This is a genomic window from Pseudomonas sp. AC229 (assembly GCF_979254655.1).
The window spans coordinates 493,287-518,066 of sequence record NZ_CEEDHK010000001.1 but is presented as its reverse complement, the minus strand read 5'-3'; the positions used below and the strand labels follow the sequence as shown (position 1 = coordinate 518,066).

Annotated in this window: 26 protein-coding genes; 5 read left to right on the top strand and 21 right to left on the bottom strand. The window is 60.9% G+C overall.

From position 1 onward, the window contains the following. Positions 1 to 89: 89 nt before the first annotated feature. A complete protein-coding gene (locus AC0IW7_RS02330) occupies positions 90 to 818 on the bottom strand; it encodes an SDR family oxidoreductase (RefSeq protein ID WP_471815549.1) in 729 nt (242 codons plus the stop codon). A gap of 117 nt (positions 819 to 935) precedes the next feature. Between AC0IW7_RS02330 and AC0IW7_RS02325 the strand changes: the two genes are divergently transcribed. Beyond that, a complete protein-coding gene (locus AC0IW7_RS02325; protein ID WP_471815548.1) occupies positions 936 to 1,424 on the top strand; it encodes a winged helix-turn-helix transcriptional regulator in 489 nt (162 codons plus the stop codon). A 129-nt stretch (positions 1,425 to 1,553) separates the two neighbouring features. Here AC0IW7_RS02325 and AC0IW7_RS02320 read toward each other — a convergent pair whose 3' ends face one another. From AC0IW7_RS02320 to ubiE, 9 genes are all read right to left on the bottom strand, one after another. Further along, complete coding sequence (locus tag AC0IW7_RS02320; protein ID WP_471815547.1) at positions 1,554 to 2,261, bottom strand: 16S rRNA (uracil(1498)-N(3))-methyltransferase; 708 nt, start codon at positions 2,259 to 2,261, stop codon at positions 1,554 to 1,556. After that, positions 2,258 to 3,043, bottom strand: a complete 786-nt coding sequence (gene tatC / locus AC0IW7_RS02315; protein WP_471815546.1) for a twin-arginine translocase subunit TatC — start codon at positions 3,041 to 3,043, stop codon at positions 2,258 to 2,260. The genes AC0IW7_RS02320 and tatC overlap by 4 nt, the downstream gene beginning before the upstream one ends. Further along, a complete protein-coding gene (gene tatB, locus AC0IW7_RS02310; RefSeq protein WP_471815545.1) occupies positions 3,040 to 3,471 on the bottom strand; it encodes a Sec-independent protein translocase protein TatB in 432 nt (143 codons plus the stop codon). The genes tatC and tatB overlap by 4 nt, the downstream gene beginning before the upstream one ends. 3 nt (positions 3,472 to 3,474) lie before the next feature. Continuing rightward, positions 3,475 to 3,735 (bottom strand): twin-arginine translocase TatA/TatE family subunit, encoded by a 261-nt coding sequence (locus AC0IW7_RS02305; RefSeq protein ID WP_463383796.1) that lies wholly within the window; start codon positions 3,733 to 3,735, stop codon positions 3,475 to 3,477. Positions 3,736 to 3,803: 68 nt separating this feature from the next. Continuing rightward, the gene (locus tag AC0IW7_RS02300) at positions 3,804 to 4,136 is read right to left on the bottom strand and encodes a phosphoribosyl-ATP diphosphatase (RefSeq protein WP_122494769.1); all 333 of its coding nucleotides are present in this window, start codon (positions 4,134 to 4,136) and stop codon (positions 3,804 to 3,806) included. Positions 4,137 to 4,158: 22 nt separating this feature from the next. After that, positions 4,159 to 4,560 carry a phosphoribosyl-AMP cyclohydrolase gene (gene hisI / locus AC0IW7_RS02295; protein WP_471815544.1) on the bottom strand — a complete coding sequence of 134 codons (402 nt, stop codon included), beginning with the start codon at positions 4,558 to 4,560 and terminating at the stop codon, positions 4,159 to 4,161. 63 nt (positions 4,561 to 4,623) lie between these two features. Continuing rightward, entirely contained in the window at positions 4,624 to 6,234 is a 1,611-nt protein-coding gene (gene ubiB, locus AC0IW7_RS02290; RefSeq protein WP_471815543.1) for a ubiquinone biosynthesis regulatory protein kinase UbiB, read from the bottom strand. Next, positions 6,231 to 6,860: an SCP2 sterol-binding domain-containing protein gene (locus tag AC0IW7_RS02285; RefSeq protein WP_122494549.1), complete on the bottom strand. Its 630-nt coding sequence runs from the start codon at positions 6,858 to 6,860 to the stop codon at positions 6,231 to 6,233. Before AC0IW7_RS02285 ends, ubiB begins: the two co-directional genes overlap by 4 nt. Then, positions 6,860 to 7,630 carry a bifunctional demethylmenaquinone methyltransferase/2-methoxy-6-polyprenyl-1,4-benzoquinol methylase UbiE gene (gene ubiE / locus AC0IW7_RS02280; RefSeq protein WP_122494547.1) on the bottom strand — a complete coding sequence of 257 codons (771 nt, stop codon included), beginning with the start codon at positions 7,628 to 7,630 and terminating at the stop codon, positions 6,860 to 6,862. The genes AC0IW7_RS02285 and ubiE overlap by 1 nt, the downstream gene beginning before the upstream one ends. 150 nt (positions 7,631 to 7,780) lie before the next feature. Here ubiE and AC0IW7_RS02275 point away from each other — a divergent pair, with 150 nt between their 5' ends. The 3 genes from AC0IW7_RS02275 (at position 7,781) to AC0IW7_RS02265 (ending at position 9,610) form a co-directional block, all read left to right on the top strand. Continuing rightward, positions 7,781 to 8,056, top strand: coding sequence for a polyhydroxyalkanoic acid system family protein (locus AC0IW7_RS02275; RefSeq protein ID WP_471815542.1), 276 nt, complete (start codon positions 7,781 to 7,783; stop codon positions 8,054 to 8,056). Between the two features lie 101 nt (positions 8,057 to 8,157). Then, a complete protein-coding gene (locus AC0IW7_RS02270; protein ID WP_122494543.1) occupies positions 8,158 to 8,604 on the top strand; it encodes a phasin family protein in 447 nt (148 codons plus the stop codon). Positions 8,605 to 8,614: 10 nt separating this feature from the next. Continuing rightward, a complete protein-coding gene (locus AC0IW7_RS02265; protein WP_471815541.1) occupies positions 8,615 to 9,610 on the top strand; it encodes a phasin family protein in 996 nt (331 codons plus the stop codon). 85 nt (positions 9,611 to 9,695) lie between these two features. Here AC0IW7_RS02265 and AC0IW7_RS02260 read toward each other — a convergent pair whose 3' ends face one another. The 11 genes from AC0IW7_RS02260 to AC0IW7_RS02210 all read right to left on the bottom strand — a co-directional run bounded on the left by AC0IW7_RS02260 (position 9,696) and on the right by AC0IW7_RS02210 (position 24,389). Next, on the bottom strand, positions 9,696 to 10,310 hold the full coding sequence (locus AC0IW7_RS02260; protein ID WP_463550533.1) for a TetR/AcrR family transcriptional regulator: 615 nt from the start codon (positions 10,308 to 10,310) through the stop codon (positions 9,696 to 9,698). A gap of 75 nt (positions 10,311 to 10,385) precedes the next feature. Continuing rightward, positions 10,386 to 12,071 (bottom strand): class II poly(R)-hydroxyalkanoic acid synthase, encoded by a 1,686-nt coding sequence (gene phaC, locus AC0IW7_RS02255; RefSeq protein ID WP_471815540.1) that lies wholly within the window; start codon positions 12,069 to 12,071, stop codon positions 10,386 to 10,388. Between the two features lie 198 nt (positions 12,072 to 12,269). Next, complete coding sequence (gene phaZ / locus AC0IW7_RS02250; RefSeq protein ID WP_122494535.1) at positions 12,270 to 13,133, bottom strand: poly(3-hydroxyalkanoate) depolymerase; 864 nt, start codon at positions 13,131 to 13,133, stop codon at positions 12,270 to 12,272. A 222-nt stretch (positions 13,134 to 13,355) separates the two neighbouring features. Next, positions 13,356 to 15,038, bottom strand: a complete 1,683-nt coding sequence (gene phaC, locus AC0IW7_RS02245; RefSeq protein ID WP_122494533.1) for a class II poly(R)-hydroxyalkanoic acid synthase — start codon at positions 15,036 to 15,038, stop codon at positions 13,356 to 13,358. 271 nt (positions 15,039 to 15,309) lie between these two features. Continuing rightward, positions 15,310 to 15,684 carry a gamma-butyrobetaine hydroxylase family protein gene (locus tag AC0IW7_RS02240; protein ID WP_463550531.1) on the bottom strand — a complete coding sequence of 125 codons (375 nt, stop codon included), beginning with the start codon at positions 15,682 to 15,684 and terminating at the stop codon, positions 15,310 to 15,312. Between the two features lie 118 nt (positions 15,685 to 15,802). Next, a complete protein-coding gene (hslU, locus tag AC0IW7_RS02235) occupies positions 15,803 to 17,143 on the bottom strand; it encodes an ATP-dependent protease ATPase subunit HslU (RefSeq protein ID WP_471815539.1) in 1,341 nt (446 codons plus the stop codon). Positions 17,144 to 17,157: 14 nt separating this feature from the next. Continuing rightward, on the bottom strand, positions 17,158 to 17,688 hold the full coding sequence (hslV, locus tag AC0IW7_RS02230) for an ATP-dependent protease subunit HslV (protein ID WP_122494527.1): 531 nt from the start codon (positions 17,686 to 17,688) through the stop codon (positions 17,158 to 17,160). A 194-nt stretch (positions 17,689 to 17,882) separates the two neighbouring features. Continuing rightward, positions 17,883 to 19,409 carry an N-acetylglucosamine-binding protein GbpA gene (gene gbpA / locus AC0IW7_RS02225; protein ID WP_471815538.1) on the bottom strand — a complete coding sequence of 509 codons (1,527 nt, stop codon included), beginning with the start codon at positions 19,407 to 19,409 and terminating at the stop codon, positions 17,883 to 17,885. Positions 19,410 to 19,573: 164 nt separating this feature from the next. Further along, positions 19,574 to 20,254: an SPOR domain-containing protein gene (locus AC0IW7_RS02220; RefSeq protein WP_122494523.1), complete on the bottom strand. Its 681-nt coding sequence runs from the start codon at positions 20,252 to 20,254 to the stop codon at positions 19,574 to 19,576. Between the two features lies 1 nt (position 20,255). Then, positions 20,256 to 21,995: an arginine--tRNA ligase gene (argS, locus tag AC0IW7_RS02215; protein WP_471815537.1), complete on the bottom strand. Its 1,740-nt coding sequence runs from the start codon at positions 21,993 to 21,995 to the stop codon at positions 20,256 to 20,258. A gap of 174 nt (positions 21,996 to 22,169) precedes the next feature. Continuing rightward, positions 22,170 to 24,389, bottom strand: coding sequence for a primosomal protein N' (locus AC0IW7_RS02210; protein ID WP_471815536.1), 2,220 nt, complete (start codon positions 24,387 to 24,389; stop codon positions 22,170 to 22,172). A 158-nt stretch (positions 24,390 to 24,547) separates the two neighbouring features. Here AC0IW7_RS02210 and rpmE point away from each other — a divergent pair, with 158 nt between their 5' ends. Beyond that, on the top strand, positions 24,548 to 24,763 hold the full coding sequence (gene rpmE / locus AC0IW7_RS02205; RefSeq protein ID WP_108096257.1) for a 50S ribosomal protein L31: 216 nt from the start codon (positions 24,548 to 24,550) through the stop codon (positions 24,761 to 24,763). The last annotated feature ends 17 nt before the right edge of the window (positions 24,764 to 24,780 follow it).

The following is a 24,780-nucleotide window of genomic DNA, read 5'->3' as shown; positions in this document are numbered from 1 at the left end:
AGCTTTAAAGCGCAGCGTACTTAGGTACGTGAGCATTTAAAGCGAGGACGCAACGCAGCAAGGCCGACGACCCGGAAACCGTCCATGGACTAGAACGGTTCTAGCCAGGGGCGTAGATCGAGTTCGTGGGTCCACGAGTCGCGTGGCTGCGTATGAATCTGCCAATACGAATCGGCAATATGGTCCGGATTCAAAATCCCGTCCTGCTCTTTCATGGCGTAGCGCTCTGGAAAGTTGTCGCGGATAAACGCCGTGTCGATCGCGCCGTCGATGATCGGGTGGGCCACATGAATGCCCAACGGCCCTAGTTCGCGCGCCATGCTCTGGGCGGTGGCGCGCAAGGCGAACTTGGCGCTGGCAAACGCTGCGAAGCCTTTGCCGCCGCGTAACGATGCCGTGGCGCCGGTAAAAATGATGGTGCCGCGTGCACGGGGCAGCATGACCCGCGCGGCCTCACGACCGGTGAGAAAACCGGCGAGGGCGGCCATTTCCCAGACTTTGCGGTACACGCGCTCGGTGGTGTCGGTGATGGAGAAGTGCACGTTGGCGCCGATGTTAAACACCACCACTTCCAGCGGCCCGATCTCGCGTTCGATGGTGGCGAACATCTCCACCACCTGCTCCTCCAGCCGCGCATCGCAACCGAAAGCGCGGGCCTGGCCACCCGCCGCAGTGATTTCGGCAACCAATGGTTCGAGTTTCTCGGCATTACGCCGCGCCACGCAGGCAACGTAACCCTCTCGGGCAAAGCGCTTGGCTATCGCGCCGCCGGTGGCATCGCCGGCTCCCACCACTAACACTGCTTTGCGTTCGCTCATTGTTGTTCTCTCGTCGTTTGCGTGAGTTAGTTCCTTTTTGGAACTGAGCTAGATAGTCAGTTCCTTTTTGGAACCTGTCAAGCTAGAGTAGCCAGCAGAACGTTCTGGAGAATCGTCATGCGCTGGGAAGAACTGGGCGATCAGCCCTGCTCGCTGTCACGCACGTTATCGGTAGTCGGTGACCGTTGGACCCTGCTGGTGCTTCGCGAATGTTTTATGGGCGTGCGCCGTTTCGACGACTTTGAAAAGCGCATGGGCATCACCCGCCATGTGTTGGCCGAGCGCCTGAAACGCCTGACCGAGCATGGCGTGCTGGTGAAAAGTGCCTACCAGCAACGCCCGTTGCGCGAGGAGTATAGGTTGACCGAGAAGGGCCACGACCTTTACCCGGCCGTGCTCGCGCTGGTGAACTGGGGCGACCGGCACATGAGCGGCGACATCGGCCAACCGATTCGCCACGTGCACAAACGCTGCGGCCACGAGGTGCGCGGCGTGCTGGTGTGTTCGGAGTGCGGCGAACCGTTGCAGGCGCGGGACATGAGCCTGCGCGAAGCGCCAGAGTTAGAAGGGAAGTTGTTACCGGCGCACTGGCACCGCAAAGGCTGATCAGACGACGTTATCGCTCTTGTAGGAGCCAGCTTGCTGGCGAAGCTTTTACTGCTCGGATTCAAGGATGCTTTCGCGAGCAAGCTCGCTCCTACAGGGTATTCGTCACGTCTGAGAGCGCCGCGTAGGCTAGAACAGCCGCGCTATCAGCGCCGTCACCGCGGTTTCAACCCGCAAAATCCGCTCGCCCAGTTGCACCGGCTGCAAACCCGCCTCGGCGAGCTTATCCACTTCGTAGGGAATCCAACCGCCCTCCGGGCCGATGGCCAGTGTCACCGGGCCGTCTACTGCGCGAGGACAGGCCGGGAATTGGCCGGGATGGCCGACCAGGCCCTGGGTGCCAGCGCAAAGTTGGGCCAAGTGATCTTCCACAAACGGTTTGAAGCGCTTTTCGATGCGCACCTCGGGCAGGACCGTATCGCGGGATTGCTCCAGCCCCAGAATCAACTGCTCGCGAATGGCCGCCGGTTCGAGAAACGGTGTCTGCCAGAAGCTTTTTTCGACGCGGTAACTGTTGAGCAGAATCAGGCGCGGTACGCCCAGGCTGGCGACGGTTTGCAGCACACGCCGCAGCATCTTCGGGCGTGGCAAGGCGAGCAGCAGGGTCAGCGGCAGTTTTGCCGGCGGCGGCTGGTCGAGGCTGATCTGCAGCTCGGCTTCGGCGCTTTCCAGGCGCAGGATTTGCGCCGTGCCCATCAACCCGCCGACTCGGCCGACGCGCAGGCTGTCGCCCGACTCGGCGCGATGCACCTCTTGTAAGTGGGTGAGGCGGCGGTCGCGCAGGATCACGCGGTCGGCGCCGATGAAGTCGGCGTCTTCCAGAAGCAGCAGGTTCACGGTTGGGTGGCGGGCGGTTGCGCGTCGTCGCTGGCCGCTTCTTCACGCGGGCGTTTGCGCACCATGGCGCCGAAGAACACGCCAATTTCGAACAGCATCCACATCGGCACGGCCAGCAGGGTTTGCGACAGCGGGTCCGGCGGCGTAAGGATCATGCCGACCACGAAGCAGCCGATGATTACGTAGGGGCGAATCTTGCGCAGGTACGCCACGTCGACCACGCCGATAATCACCAGCAGCACCACGGCCACGGGAATCTCGAACGCCACACCAAACGCGAACAGCAGCGTCAGCACGGAGTCGAGGTAGGTGTTGATGTCGGTCATGGGCGTTACGCCGACCGGCGCCGAGCCCAGCAGGAAGTGGTAAATCAGCGGCAGCACGAGGAAGTAGGCGAACGCCATGCCGCCGTAGAACAGCACCACGCTGGAGGTCAGCAGCGGCACGGCGACGCGTTTTTCATGCTTGTACAGGCCGGGCGCAATAAAGCCCCAGGCCTGGTAGAGAATGACCGGCATGCTGGCAAACAGCGCCACCACCATGGTCAGTTTCAGCGGTGCCAGAAATGCCGAAGCCGGGTCGATGGCGATCATCGTTGCGCCTTCGGGCAAAAAGCGGCGCAGCGGCTCAGAGGCCAGGGTGTAGATGTCGCGCGCGAAGTAGAACAGGCTGGCGAAAATCAGAAAGGTGGCCGCGACGCAGCGCAGCAAGCGCGAGCGCAGTTCGGTGAGGTGCGAGACCAACGGCATTTGCTGGTCGTTTTCCGGGGTGTCTGCGCTCATGGGGCTCGCGGCGGTTGGGGGCTGACAGGCAGTTCCAGCTGGGTTTGCTGCTGCTCGGGCGGGCTGGGTTCAGGCTCAGGAGCCGGCGCCGGTGCTGGCACTTCGGCGGCCGCCACCGCGGGCTGGGTAACCGGCGGGGCGACGGGTGTGGCCTCGGCAATCGGCGCGGCAGCCGGCACCTGCGGCGGGGCGATGGCGTTTCGGGCTTCCTGTTCCAGCGCCAGAATGTGTTCGTTGTGCAGCTGCCGACGAATTTCATCGGCGCCGATTTCGCGTTCCACTTCCTGTTTGATCGCATTGAAGCTGCGTTTCAGGCGCCCAATCCACAGGCCTGCGGTGCGCGCGGCACCGGGCAGGCGTTCAGGGCCGAGCACCAGCAGGGCCACCAGGCCCACCAGCAGCAATTCGCCGAAGCTAATGCCAAACATGGGTCAGTCCTTGCGCGCAGGCTCTTCGACTTTCTGGGCGTGCGCATCGATGGTGTGCGGTTGGTTCAGCGGCGCGTTTTGCGCTTGGGTCGGCTGCGCCGGAGCGGGCTGCTCGCTCGGCTTCTCATCGTCATTCATGGCTTTGCGAAAGCCCTTGATGGCCTCGCCAACATCGCTGCCCAGGCCCTTGAGCTTCTTGGTACCGAAGACCAACACGACCACGATCAGAATGACGACCCAGTGTTTCCAGTCAAAAATACCCATGGAACGGTTCCTCTCGAGATGGTGGGTTACGCAGCGCAGGCTGCGAGTAACGCGTTAAAACGGATAAGTCAGGACGGCTCGCGAGCAGCTTTCTCTGCGTGGCCCGATAAGCCAAAACGCCGGTCCAGTTCGTCCAGTACCGCTTGTGGGTGCTGGCCCAGCGCGGCAAGCATCACCAGGCTGTGGAACCATAAGTCGGCGGTTTCGTAGATCACGTCGCTGCAATCACCACTGACGGCAGCATCTTTGGCGGCAAGAATGGTTTCGACCGATTCTTCACCGACTTTTTCCAGAATTTTATTCAAACCCTTGTGATACAGGCTGGCCACGTACGAGCTGTCGGGCGCAGCGCCTTTGCGCTCTTCAAGCACCTGGGCAAGGCGGGCGAGGGTGTCGTTCATGCCTGCGTTATTCATGCCTGGGTTACTCATGGTTGTGCCCGCCGGCATAGATCGCGTGGGGGTCCTTGAGCACCGGGTCGACTGCCTTCCAGGCGCCGTCTTCGTACACGCGATAGAAGCAGCTTTCACGACCGGTGTGGCAGGCGATGCCGCCGAGTTGCTCAACCATCAAAATGATGACGTCTTCGTCGCAGTCCAGGCGCATTTCGTGCAGCTTTTGCACGTGTCCGGACTCTTCGCCTTTGCGCCAGAGTTTGCCACGCGAGCGCGACCAGTAAATGGCGCGCTGCTCGGCGGCGGTGAGGCTCAGGGCCTCACGGTTCATCCAGGCCATCATCAGTACGCGCCCGGTTTTGTAGTCCTGGGCAATGGCCGGCACCAGGCCGTCACTGTTCCAGTTGATTTCATCTAGCCAATCGTTCATTGCAATTCCGTCGTTCGGGCGGGCACATCGTCGGGCGAGTTTGCCAGTTGAGGCCGCTACTGGCTATCGGCGCAAAATCAGGTACAGCCCGCTCGCCGCCATCAGCCATGCCGGCCAAGTGGTCGCTGCCGTCAGGCTCGCGGCTGCCAACGCCAGGGTAATGCCGCCACCCAACAGCGCGGTGCCCAGCAAGCGCAGCGTCCATTTATCGCCGCCGCCCGGTTGCTGTTGCAGGGGCGGGTTATACAGATGCGGCTGCGCCATGCGTTCGAGCAACTCGCGGGTCATGTGCGCCAAGTGCGGCACTTGTTCGACTTGCGATTGCAGGTTCTGCAGCAGGTTTTTCGGGCTGACGCGTTCACGCATCCAGCGTTCCAGGTACGGCTGTGCGGTGGCCCACAGGTCCAGGTCCGGATACAGCTGGCGACCCAAGCCTTCAATGTTCAGCAAGGTTTTTTGCAGCAGCACCAGTTGCGGCTGAATTTCCATGTTGAAGCGCCGCGCGGTCTGGAACAGGCGCATCAGCAGCAGCCCGAAAGAAATGTCTTTCAGCGGTCGCTCGAAAATCGGTTCGCACACCGTGCGAATCGCCGCTTCGAAGTCGTTCACTTTGGTTTCTGCAGGCACCCAACCGGAGTCGATGTGCAACTGGGCGACCTTGCGGTAGTCCCGCTTGAAAAAGGCCACGAGGTTGCGTGCCAGGTAGTCCTGATCTTCCGGGGTCAGGCTGCCGATGATGCCGCAGTCGATAGCGATGTACTGCGGGCTCCACGGCGTGCGGGTGCTGACGAAGATATTGCCGGGGTGCATGTCGGCGTGGAAGAAGCTGTCGCGAAACACCTGGGTGAAGAAGATTTCGACGCCGCGCTCGGCGAGCACTTTCAGGTCGGTGCGCTGGTCGGCGAGGGTAGCGAGGTCGGTGACCTGCACGCCGTAGATGCGCTCCATCACCAGCACTTGCGGGCGGCACCAGTCCCAATACACCTGCGGCACGTACAGCAGCGGCGAACCTTCGAAGTTGCGGCGCAGCTGGCTGGCGTTGGCCGCCTCGCGCAGCAGGTCAAGTTCGTCGTAGATGGTTTTCTCGTAGTCGCTGACCACTTCAACCGGGTGCAGACGGCGCGCTTCGCCAGACACGCGCTCGGCCAGTTTGGCCAGCAAAAACAGCCAGGCGATGTCGGCGCGGATAACGGGTTTCAAACCGGGGCGAACCACTTTCACCACCACTTCTTCACCACTGCGCAGTTGCGCGGCGTGCACCTGCGCCACCGACGCGGAAGCCAGTGGCTGGGTGTCGAAACGGGCGAACACGTCGCCGACCTTGGCACCCAGTTGCGCTTCAATCAGCGCCACTGAATGCGCCGGGTCGAACGGCGGAACCTGGTCTTGTAGGAACGCCAGCTCGTCGGCCATGTCCAGCGGCAGCAGGTCGCGGCGCGTAGACAGGAGCTGGCCGAATTTAATAAAGATCGGCCCCAGATCCTGAAGCGCCAGGCGTACGCGTTCGCCGCGGCTCAGCGCCAGCTTGCGACGCGGCAGCCAGCGCCACGGCAGAAAGTAGCTGACGCTGCGCAGCCACCATGGCAGCGGCAGCTCAAGAATCAGATCATCGAGACGGTAGCGAATGACCACGCGCTGGATGCGCAACAAACGGCGGACGGCAAGCAGCTTCATTCGGGTTCGCTAGGTTTGGAGTTGAGGGTCAGGGCCAGGCGCTCGACGCGGGCGTCGAGCCGATCAAGGGCAAGCTTGAGATCATCCAGCTCGGCAAAACGCGCTTGTGCTTCGTTCTCGCCCACCAGGGTGCGCGACTCTTCGCTGAGATAATCCGCCACGTTCTGGCGCAGGCTGTCGAGGTTCTGACTGGTCCAGCGCGCGCGGCTTTTCAAATGACTGCTGAGCAACTGGCTGCCTATCGGCCCGAGCCAGCGGCCAATTTCGTATTCCCAGTCCAGTTCGAGGTCTTGCAGCACGCCGGCCAAGTCGAGCAGTACGGCGCTGTCGCCATCCAGCTCGACCTCGGGGCTGTGCAACACAGCGGTTTTGTCTTTGCTGACGCCCAAACGCACCAAGCTACTGGCCGGCGCGCGCAGGCGGCACGCGATGTCGCCTTCCCACTGGGAAGCCAGACGCAGACCGGCACCGTCGGCCAGCACGAATGCCTTCACGGCCGGCGAGCTGCATTCCACGGCAATCACTTTGCCGGCGAGGTGCGCGAGACGCGGCAAGGCGGTCGCGTCGAGGCGCAGCACGCGGTTGATGCCGGTCTCGGCCGCAGCCAGAAGCGCCTGGGTCAACATCAGGGTTTGATACCGCGGTGCAAGGCGACGATGCCGCCGGTCATGTTGTGGTACGTGGCGCGCTCGAAACCGGCCTCGATCATCATGGCTTTCAGGGTTTCTTGGTCCGGGTGCATGCGGATCGATTCGGCCAGGTAGCGGTAGCTTTCCGAATCGTTGGTGATCAGCTTGCCCATCAGCGGCAGCAGGCTGAACGAGTAGGCGTCGTAGGCCTTGGACAGCAGGTTGCTGGTGGGCTTGGAGAATTCCAGAATCAGCAAGCGGCCGCCTGGCTTGAGCACGCGCAGCATGGAGCGGATCGCTTCATCTTTATGGGTGACGTTGCGCAAGCCAAAGGCGATGGTTACGCAGTCGAAGTGGTTGTCCGGGAAGGGCAGCTTTTCCGCGTCGGCCTGTACGAACTGCACATTGTTGGCCACGCCGCTGTCGAGCAGTTTGTCGCGGCCCACTTTGAGCATCGAGGCGTTGATGTCGGCCAGGACCACTTCACCGGTGGGGCCGACCAAGCGGGAAAACTGACGGGTCAGATCGCCCGTGCCGCCGGCGATATCCAACACCCGATTGCCCGTGCGCACGCCGGAAAGCTCGATGGTGAAGCGCTTCCAGAGACGGTGAACGCCCCCGGACATGAGGTCGTTCATCAAGTCATATTTGGCGGCTACAGAGTGGAAAACCTCGGCGACTTTGTCGGCCTTTTGGCTTTCCGGCACGCTTTGGTAGCCGAAGTGGGTAGTCGGTTCGGCATCACTGCCTTTGCGCGGATCGTTCATATGCGGTCACCGGAAGAAAGTGCCGGCCATTCTAATCGCGGTCACCGGCTTTGTCTTGGCAAGGCGTGCGGTGGCGGTTACGGGGCGACTGCCCTTGGCGTGGCGCTCGCGTTATAGTCGCGCGACTTTTGGTCGCATGAGTTATCAACTATGGCCCGCATTACCGTCGAACGTTCACACACTCTTGGCACGCAAGGCGCGCGCGCCAAAGCCGAGGCGCTGGCCGAGCGCCTGGCCGAAGAGTATTCGGTGCGTTATCAGTGGAAGGGCGACGTGTTGGAATTCAAACTCAGTGGCGCTGACGGCACCATTGAAGTGGGCGAAGACAACGTGCGCGTCGAGCTCAAGTTGGGCCTGCTGTTATCGGCCATGAGCGGCACGATAAAACGCGAAATTGAAAAAGGCTTGGACGAGTCCCTTAGTTGAGCCCGTGCATACCTAGTATGTGAATTCTAATTTTCCCGGCTAATTTCGGTGCAGGCCTGCAAAGAGCAGGCGGTTTTTTCCTTCTCTTTGTGAGGTGCACCATGGCCAAAGTTGCAGCTAAAAAAGTCGTCGTAAAAAAAGACGAAATCCAAGCGTCCCTGCTGACCGATGTTAAACATTACAGCCGCCAAATCTGGCTGGCCGGTTTGGGTGCCTACGCCAAGGTTGGCAAAGAAGGTGCGGGCTATATCAAAGGCCTGGTTAGCGAAGGCGAAGGCATCGAACGACAAGGCAAAAAACTGGTCACAACGCAGGTCGAAGCGGCGAATAGCCAGCTCGACTCGGTTAAACAATCAGTCAGCAGCAATGTCTCCAGCGTTAAAAGCAAAGTTGAAGTGCAGTTCGACAAAATCGAAAAACTTTTCGATCGTCGGGTCGCCAGCGCGTTAAATCGTGTCGGTATCCCTTCGCGCCAGGATGTTGATGCGCTCTCTGCTAAGCTGGACGTGCTGAATGCGTTGGTTGCACGTGTCGCTAAGACTCAATAAGGAGAGCGGGATGGTTGCTAAAAAGAAAGTCGAAAAACAAAGCAGCTCGTGGGTTGGCGAAGTTGAAAAATACTCGCGCCAAATCTGGCTGGCTGGGTTGGGCGCCTATTCGAAAATCAGCAAGGACGGCACCAAGCTGTTCGACACGCTGGTAACCGATGGCGAGAAAGCCGAAAAGTTGGCCAAGACCGAAGTCGAGAAGCAAGTTGGCGCCGTGAAAACGTCCGCTAAAACATCTGCCAAGTCGGCAAAATCCAAGGTCGAGGAAGTTCGCGGCCTGGCGATTGGTAAATGGGGCGAGTTGGAAGAAGCCTTCGACAAACGTCTGAACAGTGCCATTTCGCGTCTCGGCGTTCCGAGCCGCAATGAAGTGAAAGACCTGAACAGCAAAGTTGATGTATTGACCAAGCAGCTGGAAAAACTGACTGGCATTTCTGCCAAAACAGTGGCCGCTAAACCAGCACCGAAAGCCGCTGCCAAACCCGCCGCTAAACCGGCTGCCAAGGCCGCTGCTAAACCTGCAGCCAAGCCCGCAGCAAAAGCGGCGGCCAAACCTGCAGCCAAACCAGCAGCAAAAGCCGCCGCTAAACCGGCTGCCAAAGCTGCCGCAAAACCAGCGGCCAAGCCTTTGGTTAAAGCCGCTGCTAAACCGGCTGCTAAACCAGCCGCCAAAGCTGCCGCCAAGCCTGCCGCGAAACCGGCCGCCAAGCCGGCTGTTAAAGCCGCTGCCAAACCGGCTGCTAAACCAGCCGCGAAAGCCGCAGCCAAGCCCGCTGCAAAACCAGCCGCCAAGCCAGCCGCGAAACCCGCTGCCGCTAAGCCGGCTGCCAAGCCTGCGGTAAAACCTGCACCGAAGCCGGCTGCTGCCAAGCCTGCTGCACCGAAGCCGGCGGCCGCTGCTGCCAAACCGGCGACACCCGCACCAACGCCAGCGCCAGCAGCTACCGCTGCAACCACGCCGGCTGCAACGCCAGCTGCACCGACGACGCCAAGCACGTCGTCCTGAGTGGATGTGCGGTAATTGAAAAACCCGGCCAGATGGCCGGGTTTTTTTATGGGCAACTCAAATTAAACGGGACCGCAGCTCATGGTCACGCTTGCAGGTAGCGCTGCGCCAAGAGTTCAGCCGTGCCGCGCGAGTCTTCGCGCAAATGCGGCGTCACCAGCATCATCACCTGAAACACCACCAACCGAAGCTCGCCGACGTTGCCCAGAATGCGTTGGTAGTCGAGGGAGAACAGCAGCGTCAGGGTGATTTGTTCCACCAACAATCCCAGCGCCTGGGTGTTGCTGGTGACATGCCCGTCCGCTTTCAAACCCGCCAGCAATGCCGCCAGGGTGCGCTTCAGCGAGTTGAGCCACAGGCGAATACCGCGTGCCAGTTTTGGCAAGCGGCCGGCCAGATTGGAAAGGTCTTGGAACAGGAAACGATAGTGCGCCAGGCGCTCGACGATCAGGTGCAGGAACAGCCAGTAATCCTCCACGTTCAAGCGCGCACCGGCCGGTGGGTCGAGCAGCGGCGCCATGTCGGTTTCGAAGCGTTCGAACAGCTCCATCACCAGCGGCTCTTTGCCGTGGAAGTGGTAATAGAGATTGCCTGGGCTTATTTCCAGCTCGTTAGCAATTTCCAGGGTGGAGACGTTGGGTTCGCCCTGCTGGTTGAATAACACCAAGGCACATTCGAGGATTCGGTCGCGGGTTTTCATCCATTCTTCTTATGTCAGACGATCCATTGGCCGACGTTAACTGGCCAGACGCCGCCTGGCCAGTGTTGTTGCGCTTTACACCTCGTGCACGTAGGTGCCGGGCGCGGCTTGCATCGGCGGGTAGTTTTGGTTGCCGATGGCCAGTAGCGTTTCGCGCTGTTCACCGGAGCGCGCTTGAATCCATTCCATCCACACGGGCCACCAACTGCCCGTGTGCTGCTTGGCGTCGTAATACCAGGCGCGCGGGTCGGAGGTGAGCTTGGCGTTCTCGAAGAAGTTGGCTTTCGGATTGCCCGGCGGATTAAGGATGCTTTGGATGTGGCCGCTGTTGGACAAAATAAAACGCCGGTCGCCGCCCATTAGGAGGGTGGAGCGGTACACCGCATCCCACGGCGTAATGTGGTCGTTGATGCCCGCCACGCTAAAACTGTCGACGTTCACTTTTTGCAGATCGATAGGCGTGCCGCACACTTCCATGGCGCCAGGGCGGGTCAGTGGGTTGTGTTTGAAGAAGTCCAACAAGTCGCCATGAAACGCTGCTGGCAGACGCGTGTTGTCGTTGTTCCAGTAGAGAATGTCGAAGGCCGGCGGCTGTTTGCCGAGCAGGTAGTTGTTGACCCAGTAATTCCAGATCAGGTCGTTGGGGCGCATCCAGGCGAACACGCGCGCCATGTCGCGACCATCCAGCACACCGTTCTGGTAAGACCGGCGTTTGGCGGCTTCGAGGGTTTTCTCGTCGGCGAACAACATGGCCGGACTCTCGATCTGGCTGTCGAGCAGACTCACCAAATAACTGGCGCTGCTGACGCGGCGCAGTTGCCGTTTCGCCAACAAATGACCTTGCATGGCAGCGATGGTCAGGCCGCCTGCGCAGGCGCCGATCAGATTGACGTCTTTGCTGCCGGTGATCGCGCGGGCCACGTCGGTCGCGGCTTCCAGCGCTTGTACGTAACTCGACAAGCCCCATTCGCGGTGACGTGCATCGGGGTTGCGCCAGCTCACCATGAACACTTGCAGGCCGTTCTTCAGGCAGTACTGGACGAAGCTCTTCTCCGGGCTGAGGTCGAAAATATAGAACTTGTTGATTTGCGGCGGCACGATCACCAGCGGTTTGGCGAACTGTTTTTCGCTCATCGGTTTGTACTGGATCAGCTCCAGCATCTCGTTGCGAAACACCACGCTTCCCGGCGTGGTCGCCAGGTTGCGGCCGACTTCAAAGGCGGTTTTGTTTACCTGCCGGGGCAGGCCGCTGTTGTGCAGCAGGTCGTCATAGAGGTGGCGCACGCCCTTGAACAGGCTGGTGCCGCCGCTGTTGAGCAGTTCTTTAATGGCCAGCGGGTTGAGCACGCTGTTGGACGGCGACAGGGCATCGCCGAGCAAGGTGGCAATGAATCTCGCGCGGGTGCGGTCGTCGTCAGGCAGGTCGCTTTCTTCGATCCAGCGGTTCAGTTGCTGCTGCCAGGCGAGATAGGCCTGCAAGCTGCGGCGGTAGAAGGGGTTGAGGTGCCAAGTGGGGTCGGCAAAGCGCACGTCGTTGGGGTTGGGTTTGTGCAGCGTATCGCCGATGAGCACGCGGCCTAGCTGCCCGCCCAGCGCCAGGGCGTGCTTGGCGCTGTACACCGGCCGGCGCAGGCCTTGAAGTGCCACGGTGCGCATGGTGCTGAGCAGGTCGCGGCCGCGCAAACCCATGACAGCGTTCTGCGCATTCATTGCATTGGCCGGTGCAGTCGTCACCGGGGTGGTCACAGATTTGTCTCGCATGGGGCAACACTCCGTCGTCAAACCAGCAAGGGACTCAACGTCAATTGGTACAGAGCAAGGCTTGTACCAAGGCGCGCCGGAGGTGCATTCCAGACAACCGCGCAAAGAACAGCAGGTGGGGCGCCCAGCGCCCTATTGGGTCAGGCGCGCACTGCTCGAACTGAATCGGTGCGCACCGCTGGGCTGCTTGTTGTTGGGTCAGTGATCGCGAGCCGGCGAAGGTGTCGGCTGTGGGTGCATCACCGCACGTTGGCGTTCCTCTTGTAAGAATTTCATGATGATTGGCGCAACCGCTTCTGCCCGCGTAATGAGGAAGAGGTGGCCGTCGTCGATCACATGCAGTTCCGAATTCGGAATTCTCCAGGCTAGCAGACGCATGTTGATCAGGGGGATCAACGGGTCGTCATCGCCTGCAAGTACCAGGGTGGGTTGGGTAATTTTGTGCAGCCAGTGCACGCTGGTCCAGCCCATGCCGGCGAACAATTGCCAGTAGTAACCGAGCTTGCCGGAAGAGCGCACTTTGCTGGCGTGGGCCATCGCCAGGTTGGGGTCGCGACGGAACGCTCCGCCGTAAATATCCGGGGCGATCTGCACGCCGTAAGACGGCTGTACGTAGCGCCGAGGACTGGCCATGCGCCACAGCACTTTTGGTTTGCCCGGCACCATCACGGCGCCCGCTGAGGTGGCCGCGAGCACCAGCTTTTTACAGCGCTCCGGGTAGTCATGAGCAAACTGCTGGGCCAGCGCGCCGCCCCACGACACGCCGATGGCGTTGACCTGGCCGATGTCCAGGTAGTCGAGCATGCGCGCCGCCAGTTTGGCCAGGCCGGGAAAGCGGTAAGGCCGATTGGGCGTCGACGAGCCGCCTACGCCCGGGACGTCGAAGGCGATGACTTCGAGGTCAGGGTCCAGGGCGGCAACGAAGGGGAAAACCAATTCGAGGTTGGCGCCGATGCCATTGAAAATGAGCAACGGCGTCAGGTGCGGCTTACCTGGTCGGACCGCCGTGCGAATGGTTTGCCCATCGAGGTCGATGGTGCGGAAAACAAATGGTAACGGCATGCGCTAGCCCTATGGGTGACCCTACGAAGCTCTGGCGGCGCCGTCCCGCGCGCCTGTCCAGAATAACGAAACCGGCGTCCTTGCTGGCTTCGTGTCCACGACCGGCGTGTCAGGCCAGCAGTGGGCGGCACATCCGGGTGCCGCGGGCAGTGTATGCAGTCAATCTGTTTGTGGTGCCGCTCAGTAGCTTCGGCCGCGCGCATTGCAATCAGCCGCTCGCCCTTACCGCTCGTGTACATAGGTGCCGGGCGATGCTTCGCCTGGCGTGTACTGTTTGTTGCCCAGCACCACAGGTGCCTTTTTCAATTTGCCAGAGCGATCGGCTAGCCATTTTTGCCAGTGCAGCCACCAGGAATCGGTGTGTTTGGTGGCGTCTTCCTGCCAGGCTTTCGGGCAATCCGGCAGGTCGCCTTCGCTGGTGGAGAAGCGCGCTTTCGGATTACCCGGCGGGTTGAGAATGCTCTGGATATGGCCGCTGTTGGACAACACGAATTCAATCTTGCCGCCGAACAGCCGCGCCGAGCGGTAGCAGGCTTCCCATGGCGTGATGTGGTCGTTGGTGCCGGCGAGGCTGAAGATGTCGGCGGTGACTTTTTTCAGGTCGATAGGCGTGCCGCACACTTCCAGCGCGTCGGCGCGGGTCAGCGGGTTGGTTTTGAACAGCTCGATCAGGTCGCCGTGGAAGGCGGCCGGCAAGCGCGTGGTGTCGTTGTTCCAATACAGAATGTCGAACACCGGCGGTTCATTGCCGAGCAGGTAGTTGTTGACCCAGTAATTCCAGATCAGGTCGTTGGGGCGCATCCAGGCGAACACCTTGGCCATGTCGCTGCCTTCCAGAACGCCGGCCTGATACGAACGACGCTTGGCGGCTTCCAGGGTTTGCTCGTTAACGAACAGCGCCACCTGGGTGTCGAGTTTGGTATCGAGCACGCTGACCAGCAGGGTCAGGGCATTCACCTTCTTCTCGCCAATGGCCTGGTAGTGGCCGAGCAGGGCGGCGGTGGTGATGCCGCCGGAGCAGGCGCCAAGCATGTTGACGTCTTTGGCGCCGGTGATCGAAAGGATCACTTCAATGGCTTCTTTCAGCGCTTCGATGTACGTCGACAGGCCCCATTCACGCTGCGCCTTGGTCGGGTTGCGCCAGCTGACGATGAACGTCTGCACGCCGTTGCGCAGGCAGAAACGCGCCAGGCTTTTTTCCTGCGACAGGTCGAATACATAGAATTTGTTGATTTGCGGCGGCACCACCAGCAACGGGCGTTCGTGCACTTGCTCGGTGGTGGGCTTGTACTGAATCAGCTCCAGCAGGTTGTTGCGAAACACCACCGAGCCTTCGCTGAGGGCCAGGTTTTTGCCGACCTCGAAGGCGTCCATATTGACTTGGCTCGGCATGCCGCCGTTATTGACCAAATCTTTGGCCAGGTGGCCGAGGCCGTCTAGCAAACTCTTGCCGCCGGTTTCGAAGAAGCGTTTGAGCGCGGCCGGGTTGGCCATGCTGTTGCTTGGCGCCATGGCTTCGGTGAGCAGATTGATCACGAAGTGGCCCCGGCTGATGTCGGTCTCTGACAGGTTGCTGTGCTCGACCCAGCTGTGCAGTTCTTTGCGCCAGGCCAGGTAGCTTTGCAGGTAGCGCTTGTACAGAGGGTTTTGACTCCAGGCGGGATCGGCGAAACGTTTATCGCCGGCGTCGGCGTCCAGTTCGGAGCTGCCGAGCAGGACGTTTTTCAATTCGATGCCCAGGTGGGCGATGTGCTTGGCACTGTGCAGCGGTTGTTTGTAAGCCTGTGCAAGGATCATGCGGGCAGAAGCGAGAATGTCTTTGCCGCGCAGGCCAATGACAGGATTGAGCCCTAGGGTGTTGTCCGAGGCCTGGCGTTGCAGGTCTTCATTATTTTTGTTGCTCATCAACGACGCTCCATTGTCCTGAGGCTGATACCGGCATGCTGCTGTGCACGGACACAGGGCGTTGGCGCCTAGTACTGCTCGGGTTACCGGGGGCGGAGCTAGCTCCGCTTCATTCATTGCATCTGACACAGTCAAATGCACGGAACCTGCCAGGTAATTGGTTACCCGAGTTTCAGCGTTTGCGCAAGCAGGCCAGTCACTTGGCCAAGCGCGTAGGGGAGTATGCCGAGGGGGTTTAGAAAGTTCGCCCTAACCTGTCGGAAGGGTCGGATTAGAGCATCAGCTTGACCACGGACACCGCCGGGTCACGCGACTTTCCGGCGCGCGCGAGCTCTTGAAGATAATCAGCCCAGAGTTCTTCCTGACGTTGCGCCAGTTGCTCCAGATAGTCCCAGGTGAACAATCCGCTGTCATGCCCGTCGTCGAAGCACAACTTTAGTGCGTACTGCCCAGCCGGTTCGATACGGCTCAAGCCGACGCCTAATTTGCCAACCTGCAGAATCGGTTTGCCATGGCCCTGCACCTCCGCCGAGGGCGAATGCACCCGCAGAAATTCAGCGGGCAGGGTGTAGGTTTCGTGCTCGCCGTATTTCAGCGTCAGGGTTTTTGAGGCTTTGTGCAGCTCGATGGCGGTGGGAATACGCATGGTGCTGCTCGCTTGGAAAACAGGATGTTGAATCGTAGGAGCCAGCTTGCTGGCGAACCCTGGAAACGAGGTTTTCAGGGTTCGCCAGCAAGCTGGCTCCTACGAAAAGAAGAACGCGTTAAAGAATATAGCGCGACAAATCTTCGTCTTGCGCCAGTTCGCCCAGGTGGCTGTTGACGTACTCGGCGTCGATGCTGATGGCCGTGCCGTCCTGGCTGCTGGCCAGGTCACCGGCGCTGAACGACACCTCTTCCAGCAAACGCTCAAGCAACGTGTGCAAGCGGCGCGCGCCGATGTTTTCGGTCTTCTCGTTTACCTGCCAGGCAATTTCGGCCAGACGCTTGATACCGTCCGGGGCGAAGTTGATGCTCAGGCCCTCGGTCAGCAACAGCTCGCGGTATTGCTCGGTGAGCGAGGCGTGCGGCTCGGTGAGAATGCGCTCGAAGTCATTCGGCGTCAGGGCCTTCAACTCAACGCGAATCGGCAAGCGGCCTTGCAGCTCGGGCACCAAATCGCTTGGCTTACTCAGGTGGAACGCGCCGGAGGCGATAAACAGGATGTGGTCGGTTTTGACCATGCCCAGCTTGGTGTTCACCGTGCAGCCTTCGATCAGCGGCAGCAAGTCGCGCTGCACACCTTCGCGGGACACATCGGCCCCGCCGACATTGCCGCGCTTGGCCACTTTGTCGATTTCATCGATAAACACGATGCCGTGTTGCTCGACGGCTTCCAGCGCTTGGGCCTTCAATTCCTCTTCGTTGACCAGGCGCGCCGCTTCTTCGTCGCGCACCAGCTTGAGTGCCTCTTTCACCTTGAGCTTGCGGGCTTTCTTTTTGCCCTTGCCCATATTGGAGAACAGGCTTTGCAGCTGGTTAGTCATTTCTTCCATGCCGGGCGGGGCCATGATTTCCACGCCGCCGGGCGCGTCCGCCACTTCGATCTCGATGTCTTTATCGTCCAGTTGCCCTTCGCGCAGACGCTTGCGGAACAGTTGGCGAGTGTTGGAGTCGTGACTTGGCGTCTGGTCTTCATTGAAGCCAACGCGGGCCGGCGGCAACAGAGCGTCGAGGATGCGTTCCTCCGCGGCGTCTTCCGCGCGGTGACGGACTTTGACCATCTCCTGTTCGCGCAGCATTTTGATCGCGGCGTCTGCGAGGTCACGGATGATCGATTCCACATCGCGACCGACGTAGCCGACCTCGGTGAATTTGGTCGCTTCCACTTTCAGGAATGGTGCGTTGGCTAGCTTGGCCAGGCGGCGGGCGATTTCGGTTTTACCGACGCCGGTCGGGCCGATCATCAGAATGTTCTTCGGCGTTACTTCAGCACGCAATTCGGCAGGCAGCTGCATGCGGCGCCAGCGGTTGCGCAGCGCGATGGCTACGGCACGCTTGGCTTCGTCCTGGCCGATGATGTGACGGCTCAGTTCGTGAACAATTTCGCGGGGCGTCATGGGCATGGAATGGTCGGGCCTCAGACAGCGAGGTCCAGCTCCTCGATAGTCAGATTGTGATTGGTGAACACGCAGATATCGCCGGCGATACCCAATGCAGTTTCGGCCACTTCGCGGGCACTGAGTTCACTGTGCATCAGCAGCGCGCGGGCAGCGGCCTGGGCGTAAGGCCCGCCGGAGCCCATGGCAATCAGGCCGTCTTCGGGCTCAACGACGTCACCGTTGCCGGTGATGATCAACGAGGCGTCTTTATTCGCCACGGCGAGCATGGCTTCCAACCGGCTGAGGGAGCGGTCGGTGCGCCATTCTTTGGCCAACTCGACGGCTGCACGAACCAGGTGGCCCTGGTGTTTTTCCAGTTGCCCTTCGAAGCGCTCGAACAGGGTGAAGGCGTCGGCGGTTGCACCGGCGAAACCGGCAATTACCTGGCCGTGGTACAGGCGACGGACTTTTTTCGCATTGCCTTTCATCACGGTGTTGCCGAGAGAAACCTGGCCGTCGCCGCCCATGACGACTTTGCCGTGGCGACGAACTGAAACGATGGTGGTCAAGGGGAAAGTCTCCACGCTGGGGGCGAAAGTGCCCTAGTGGAAACTCATATGGGGGAGGGTGCCGGGCATTTCAACCGCTGCCGGGCAATGGGGTGGGATCAACGTTTACGTCAGTGTGTGTCAGCGTGGCGACGCTTAAGAAACAGCGAGGCAGGCGCCTCGCTGTTTCAACCGAACGCTAGTAACTCCTCAGGTTATTCGCGGGTCCAGGCCATTTGCCAATGCGAACCGGTGCCCGGCTCGTATTGGGTTGCGCTGGTGCTCCACTGCACGCAGTAGCCGCTGTAGGGGAACGGCTTGCAGACGTAAGTGTTGCCGTCGCGGGCCAACACTTTCGTGCCGGCTTTGTAGCTCTTCAGGCCATTGGGGAACACGTAGTCATGGGCGCTGACGCTTGGCGCGTCGATAGTGAAACGGTGGGTTTTTTGCAGCGGCTCGCCTTGTTCCGGCTTCGCCACCACCACCAGGTCGTAGCTGCCGCCCGCCGGGTTATCCAAGGTGAACATTAGGTGTGGCGAGGTCACGCCCGCAGCGCTCTGTTGATACGCCACGCTTTCGCCTGCGGCGTTGAAGATTGTGGCGCTGACGGTGTATGCGCCGCCTTGGGTGAGGGCGTTGAAATGCAGCTGTGCTTTGCCGCCTTCGACCCGGTAGGTGTCTTGCAGGCCGTTTAGCTCAAGGCTGCCCGCCGTGATGGGTGCGCCTTGAATCTTCTGGACTTCGACCCGCACGACATCGCTGTCGGCCTTGCTGTACACGCTGTTTTGCCCGTAGTTGGGCACCACTTCGTTGCGCGTGTTGAGCTCGCCCATCAAGTAACCGGCGTTAGCTTTCGCCACCTTTTGCGCCAGCAGGAACGGCCAAATGTTGGCTTGGGCCTGATCGGCCGTTTCGATGGTCAGCGTGGTTTGGCGGTCGGCTTGTTCGCCTTGGGCAGTGAATACGCGGGTTTTTACCGTGTCGCCCACTTGCAGGTCTTGCGGCTGCACGGTGCCGATATTTCTCCAGGCAGCGGCCGGTACGGTAACTGGCGGTGTGGCTGTACCTGGAGCGCTGGCGCCGGTGCCGCTGATGTTGACGTCGATGACTTGGTAGAACGTGGCGGCGGTGTCGGCAATTTTCCACGTGGCCAAGATGACGTGGTAGCCAGTGTGGTCGTTCGGAATATTCACCGTATGGTCGCTGCTGTCGCCGTTTGCGGGGCGCGCACCGTAGGCGTCTTCATGCAGCAGCGGCGTCAGTTCGAATGAGTCACGCGTCAGCGGTTGGTTGGGATTCCAGTCTTTCTTGGTGATGTAGAACTGGTAGTACGAGGTGGCGTGGCCAGCGGTGTAGTGCCATTTGAAGGTGTTTGGGCCGGGCTTGATCGGGTTCTTTGCCCAGCGCGTGGCGGATTGCTCGTTCAACTGACCGAACGCCGCCATGCCCGCGGCGGCGATGGTTTCGTTGGCCGGGCCGCATTGAGTGAAGTCGCCGGCACAGTACGCGCCGTTGAAGTGGTGGTTGACCGAGGGGCTGTATTCCAGGCTTTGAGGTTCGTACGCCACGCTGCCGCAGTTGCTGTTCAGGTTGCCGGCCGAGGCCGTGCACAGGACAGCACGCGATTTGGGTTGTTCCACATAACCGTGGGCCGATACCTGCTGAGCTGTAAGCCCGGCCAGACTCATCGCAGCTAGAAGTGGCAGATGACGTAAAGGCGAAGGAAGGGATGACTTATGCATACGAAGCGACCTTTTCATTAGGAGAGGACGCTCGGGCGGATAGGGCGTTGGCGTAGCTTTTTTCACGCTTAGCCCGAGCGGCTTCGACTATGCCGCTCGGGGGTATGGCGCCTATGTAGGAAGCTGCCCAAGGCCAGGGGGGCAACTTTGCGGCGCGCGGTGGCTTAACGCCCTTGTCGCTGTTGCAGCAGCAAGTTGCTGAAACCGCTGCCGGCCAGCTTCTTCTGCGCGGCCGTGAGTTGCTCACGGTTGCTAAACGGACCCACCAGCACGCGGTACCAGGTCTCCTCGCGCACCATGCCCGACTCCACCTGGACGTCCTGCCCCAGCAGAATGATCTGCGCGCGTACTTTGTCGGCGTCGTCTTGCTTGCGGAACGAGCCGGCCTGCAAGAAATATTGGGTCACTGCCGCTTTAACCGCCGTGGGCAATGGCGGCGGGGTTTCGCCCTTGAGTGCCGCTTCCGCGCGCGCGGCGTCGGCTTTGGCCAGCTCGGCCGGGGTGGCAGGTGGCGGCGTTTTCTCCGGCACGGCTTCCGGCGGCACGATAACTTCCGACTCGGGCAGCAAGGTATAGAAGTCGTACTTGGGCTTGACCGGACCGCTGGGCGTCGGCGTGTTGGGGTTCGCCGGGGTTTTCGGCACCACGGTGGTTTTGGTGTTCTTGTCGTCCGGCTTGTCGCGCTGGATTTCTTTGCGTCCCGGTTCAAGCTTCATCAGCAGCACAATGAACGCGCCGATGGCCAAGCCGCACGCCAGCCAGATCCAGCCCGGCACGGGACGCTTCGCAGGCGCTTGATAGCGGCTTGCGCCGCGCTTGGGTGCAGGTTTTTTCTTAGCCGCCAACTTACATACGCTCCAGAGTTTCCAGGCCCAGCAATTCCAGACCCTGCTTGAGGGTGCGACCGGTCAGGGCCGCCAGGCGCAAACGGCTTTGCTGAGTAGCCGGGTCTTCGGCAGCAAGAATTGGGCAGTGTTCATAGAAACTGGAGAACAGGCCGGCGAGCTCGTAGAGGTAGGTGCACAACGTATGCGGCGTGCCTTTCTCGGCCACGTTGCTCAGCACTTCACCGAACTGCGCGAGCTTGGCGGCAAGGTCTTGCTCTTGTGCGGCGTCCAGACGGATCTGGCCTTCCACTTCGTCGTAACCCTTGCCCAGCTTGCGGAAAATGCTCGCCACGCGGGTGTAGGCGTAGAGCAAATACGGCGCGGTGTTGCCTTCAAAGCTGAGCATCTGTTCGAAGTTGAAGCTGTAGTCGCTGGTGCGGTGTTTGCTCAGGTCGGCATATTTCACCGAGCCGATGCCCACCACACGGGCAATGGTGCGCAACTCGTCTTCGCTCACGTCCGGGTTCTTTTCTTTAACCAGGGCGTAGGCTCGCTCCTGCGCTTCATCGAGCAGGTCAATCAGCTTAACGGTGCCACCGTCGCGGGTTTTGAAAGGTTTGCCATCGGCACCGTTCATGGTGCCAAAACCCATGTGCTCAAGCTGCATGCCGGGGTGCACGAAGCCTGCGCGGCGCGCCACTTCGAATACCTGCTGGAAATGCAGCGCCTGGCGCTGGTCGACGAAATACAGCACGCGATCAGCCTTCAACACCTGGCTGCGGTAGCGCATGGCGGCCAAGTCGGTGGTGGCATAGAGGTAACCGCCGCCAGCCTTTTGCACGATCACCGGCAGCGGGTTGCCTTCGGCGTTTTTGAACTCATCAAGGAACACGCATTGTGCGCCGTTGCTTTCGACCAGCAGGCCGGCGCTTTTAAGGTCGGCGACCACATTGGCCAGGTCGTCGTTATAGGCGCTCTCGCCTTTTACGTCGGCGGGTGTGAGTTTCACGTTGAGGCGGTCGTAGGCTTTCTGGCAGTGCGCCAGGGAAATGGCATTAAAGCTATGCCACAGGCGCATGCACTCCGGTTCACCGGCTTGCAGCAGCACCACGAGTTCGCGGGCGCGGTCAGCGAATTCTGGGGATTCATCGAAGCGCTGCTTGGCCGCGCGATAAAAACCCTCGAGGTCTGACAATTCTGTTTCGCTGGTCGCCGGATTTTCCTGCAGGTAGGCCAGCAGCATGCCGAACTGGGTGCCCCAATCGCCCACATGGTTTTGCCGAATGACGGTATCGCCAAGGAACTCCAGCACCCGCGACACGCCGTCGCCAATGATGGTGGAGCGCAGGTGGCCGACGTGCATTTCTTTCGCCAGGTTGGGCGACGACAAGTCGACCACCACGCGCTGGGCAGGAGCGCCTTTGCGCACGGCGAGTTTGGCGTCGGCCAGGGCCAACTCAAGGCGTTCGGCGAGGGCCTGGGTGTCTTGGTAGAAATTCAGGAAACCGGGGCCGGCGATTTCGACCTTGCGGATTTGCGGGTCGACCGGCAGGGCAGTGATGATTTTTTCAGCCAGGTCGCGCGGCTTCATGGCAGCCGGTTTTGCCAACATCATGGCGATGTTGCTGGCGAAATCGCCGTGGCTTTTGTCTTTGGTGTTCTCGACCTGGATCACTGGCGTAAGGCCTTCGGGCAGTACGCCGTCGCTGACGAGGCGGGTGAGGGCTTGCTGGATCAGCTGGCGAATGGTGTCTTTCATGGTCTGCTCGTGCGGCCATCGGGGCGCCAGGGCGCCGGGAAGCGGGTGGAAAATGGGCCATTATCCGTGGCGATGACGGCATTGCCAACCGCACCGGTCATCGGTGGGGCTGCGATGGAGGCTGACAGGGTGTACGAAAAACGGATCGAACCGGCGGTTTAAAGTTACGCCTGGCTAAAACAGGTCAATCGGATCAACGTCCAGCGACCAGCGAACGGCTCGGCCGCTGGGCATCTTTTCCAGCGCCGTCAGCCAGTAGTTGAGCAGCTTGTGCAGCGGCGCACGGGCGTTGGCTTGCACCAGCAATTGAGCGCGGTAGCGGCCGGCGCGGCGTTCCATGGGGGCCGGCACCGGGCCGAGGAGTTCAATGCCGGTGAGGCTTAGCTCACCCAACAGGTGTTCTGCTTCGGTACAGGCCTCGTCCAGGAAGCCCTCGGCTTGGCCGGGTTTGTGTGCTTCGGCGCGCAGCAATGCCAGATGACAGAACGGCGGCAGGCCCGCCGCGCGGCGCTCGCTCAGGGCTTGCTCGGCAAAGGCGAAATAACCTTGTTCGGTCAGTTGCACCAGCAGCGGGTGATCGGCGAGATGGGTCTGGATAATCACTTTGCCCGGCTCTTCCGCCCGGCCCGCGCGGCCAGCCACCTGCACAATCAACTGCGCCATGCGCTCGCTGGCGCGGAAGTCGGCGGAGAACAGGCCGCCGTCGGCATCCAAAATGGAAACCAGCGTGACCCTCGGGAAGTGGTGCCCCTTGGCCAGCATCTGCGTGCCGATGAGGATGCACGGCTCGCCTTTGTTTATGGTGTTGAACAGGTTCTGCATGGCGTCTTTGCGCGAGGTGCTTTCGCGGTCGACGCGCAGCACGGGCACATCGGGGAACAAGGTAGCGAGGCGATCTTCGGCGCGCTCGGTGCCGGCGCCGACCGGACGCAGGTCAACTTGTGCGCATTTCGGACAATTGCTCGGCTGACGCTCGACGTGGCCGCAGTGGTGGCAACGCAGTTCGCGTGAGCGCTGATGCACCGTCATGCGCGCGTCGCAGCGGGGGCATTCCGACAGCCAGCCACAGTCGTGGCACAACAACGTAGGGGCAAAGCCGCGACGGTTGAGAAACACCAGCACCTGTTGGCCTGCCGCCAGGGTTTGGCCCATGGCTTGCTGCATGGGGCCCGAGATGCCGCTATCGAGCGGCCGGCTTTTTATGTCCAGGCGCAGAAAACGCGGTTGCTGAGCGCCGCCGGCGCGCTGGTTCAGCCGCAGCAGGCCATAGCGGCCGGCGTGGGCGTTTTGCAAACTTTCGAGGGAGGGCGTAGCCGAGCCCAGCACGATGGGAATGTTTTCCTGGCGCGCTCGCACCAACGCCAAGTCGCGCGCGTGGTAACGCAAGCCCTCCTGCTGCTTATAAGAGGCGTCGTGCTCTTCATCAATGATGATCAGGCCTGGGTTTTTCATCGGCGTGAACAGCGCGGAGCGCGTACCGATAATGATGTCTGCCTCACCGTCGCGAGCGGCGAGCCAGGCGTCCAGGCGCTCGCGGTCGTTGACGGCCGAGTGCAGCAAGGCGATGCGCGCATTGAAGCGACGCTCGAAGCGCGCCAGTGTCTGCGGGCCCAGGTTGATTTCAGGAATCAGCACCAGCGACTGCTTGCCGGCCTCGAGCGTTTCGCGGATCAGCTGCAAATACACTTCGGTTTTGCCACTGCCGGTTACGCCCGCCAGCAAAAACGCATTAAAGGTATCGAAACCGCTGCGGATGGCCTCGGTGGCGGCGCGCTGTTCCGGATTGAGCGGCAGTTCGGGTTGGGCAAGCCAATTGCCGTGGCGCTCGATGGCGGCATGGCGGCGAGCCTCAACGGTCACAAGGCCTTTCTCGCGCAGCAGTTCGAGGCTGTCTTTGTTGAGCTGCAGCTGACTGAGCAACCGATGCGCTACGCCGTGGGGATGCTGTGCGATGATTTTCAGGGCCTCGCGCTGGCGCGGGGCTCGGGCGAGGCGGGGGTCGTCCTGGGACGCTCCTTCGGTGACCTGCCAAAAGCGTTCCTGCCGCGCTTCGGCCGGTTCGCCTTGGCGCAACAATGTGGGCAGTGCCCAGCTAAAGGTGTCGCCAAGGCTGTGCTGGTAATATTGAGCAGTCCACAGGCACAGCTTGAAGAACGCGGGCGGCACGGGCGACTGCGCGTCGATGAGCGCGATGGCGGGTTTGAGCTTATCGGCCGGCACGTCGCTGTGGTCGCTGAGCTCGACCAAGATGCCGATTATTTCCCGTTTTCCAAACGGCACTCGCAGCCGCATGCCCGGCTGCAAGTCGCTGCCTGACACGCCATTGGGCGGCAGATAGTCGAACAGGCGGCGCAGGGGAGAGGGCAGAGCGAGGCGCAAAATGACGGCGGGCACGCGGTTATGTCCTGAAAAACGAGGCGCGATCTTAGCATGCACATGGCTGACGATCGGTCTTGCGTCAGCGCCGCACTCTGATAAGATGCGCGGCCTAATTCCGTGCGGTACTCGACAATAGTGTTGGGTGGCGGCGCGATAGACCTGAGGAATACACCATGAAAGCTGATATCCATCCAGTTTACGAAGCCGTAACCGCTACCTGCAGCTGCGGTAACGTGATCCAAACTCGCTCCACCCTGGCCAAGCCACTGAGCCTGGACGTGTGCAACGAGTGCCACCCGTTCTACACCGGCAAGCAAAAAGTGCTGGACGTTGGCGGCCGTGTTGATCGCTTCAAGCAGCGTTTCGGTGTGTTCGGCTCCAAGGCCTAATTGGTCTTGTTGCTTCG

What these genes read in the sequence shown, in the direction of transcription:
- AC0IW7_RS02330 (WP_471815549.1), bottom strand. Translation starts at nt 818, where the DNA reads ATGAGCGAACGCAAAGCAGTGTTAGTGGTGGGAGCCGGCGATGCCACC.
- AC0IW7_RS02325 (WP_471815548.1), top strand. Translation starts at nt 936, where the DNA reads ATGCGCTGGGAAGAACTGGGCGATCAGCCCTGCTCGCTGTCACGCACG.
- tatC (WP_471815546.1), bottom strand. Translation starts at nt 3,043, where the DNA reads ATGAGCGCAGACACCCCGGAAAACGACCAGCAAATGCCGTTGGTCTCG.
- tatB (WP_471815545.1), bottom strand. Translation starts at nt 3,471, where the DNA reads ATGTTTGGCATTAGCTTCGGCGAATTGCTGCTGGTGGGCCTGGTGGCC.
- AC0IW7_RS02305 (WP_463383796.1), bottom strand. Translation starts at nt 3,735, where the DNA reads ATGGGTATTTTTGACTGGAAACACTGGGTCGTCATTCTGATCGTGGTC.
- AC0IW7_RS02300 (WP_122494769.1), bottom strand. Translation starts at nt 4,136, where the DNA reads ATGAACGACACCCTCGCCCGCCTTGCCCAGGTGCTTGAAGAGCGCAAA.
- hisI (WP_471815544.1), bottom strand. Translation starts at nt 4,560, where the DNA reads ATGAACGATTGGCTAGATGAAATCAACTGGAACAGTGACGGCCTGGTG.
- ubiB (WP_471815543.1), bottom strand. Translation starts at nt 6,234, where the DNA reads ATGAAGCTGCTTGCCGTCCGCCGTTTGTTGCGCATCCAGCGCGTGGTC.
- AC0IW7_RS02285 (WP_122494549.1), bottom strand. Translation starts at nt 6,860, where the DNA reads ATGTTGACCCAGGCGCTTCTGGCTGCGGCCGAGACCGGCATCAACCGC.
- ubiE (WP_122494547.1), bottom strand. Translation starts at nt 7,630, where the DNA reads ATGAACGATCCGCGCAAAGGCAGTGATGCCGAACCGACTACCCACTTC.
- AC0IW7_RS02275 (WP_471815542.1), top strand. Translation starts at nt 7,781, where the DNA reads ATGGCCCGCATTACCGTCGAACGTTCACACACTCTTGGCACGCAAGGC.
- AC0IW7_RS02270 (WP_122494543.1), top strand. Translation starts at nt 8,158, where the DNA reads ATGGCCAAAGTTGCAGCTAAAAAAGTCGTCGTAAAAAAAGACGAAATC.
- AC0IW7_RS02265 (WP_471815541.1), top strand. Translation starts at nt 8,615, where the DNA reads ATGGTTGCTAAAAAGAAAGTCGAAAAACAAAGCAGCTCGTGGGTTGGC.
- AC0IW7_RS02260 (WP_463550533.1), bottom strand. Translation starts at nt 10,310, where the DNA reads ATGAAAACCCGCGACCGAATCCTCGAATGTGCCTTGGTGTTATTCAAC.
- phaC (WP_471815540.1), bottom strand. Translation starts at nt 12,071, where the DNA reads ATGCGAGACAAATCTGTGACCACCCCGGTGACGACTGCACCGGCCAAT.
- phaZ (WP_122494535.1), bottom strand. Translation starts at nt 13,133, where the DNA reads ATGCCGTTACCATTTGTTTTCCGCACCATCGACCTCGATGGGCAAACC.
- phaC (WP_122494533.1), bottom strand. Translation starts at nt 15,038, where the DNA reads ATGAGCAACAAAAATAATGAAGACCTGCAACGCCAGGCCTCGGACAAC.
- AC0IW7_RS02240 (WP_463550531.1), bottom strand. Translation starts at nt 15,684, where the DNA reads ATGCGTATTCCCACCGCCATCGAGCTGCACAAAGCCTCAAAAACCCTG.
- hslU (WP_471815539.1), bottom strand. Translation starts at nt 17,143, where the DNA reads ATGCCCATGACGCCCCGCGAAATTGTTCACGAACTGAGCCGTCACATC.
- gbpA (WP_471815538.1), bottom strand. Translation starts at nt 19,409, where the DNA reads ATGCATAAGTCATCCCTTCCTTCGCCTTTACGTCATCTGCCACTTCTA.
- argS (WP_471815537.1), bottom strand. Translation starts at nt 21,995, where the DNA reads ATGAAAGACACCATTCGCCAGCTGATCCAGCAAGCCCTCACCCGCCTC.
- rpmE (WP_108096257.1), top strand. Translation starts at nt 24,548, where the DNA reads ATGAAAGCTGATATCCATCCAGTTTACGAAGCCGTAACCGCTACCTGC.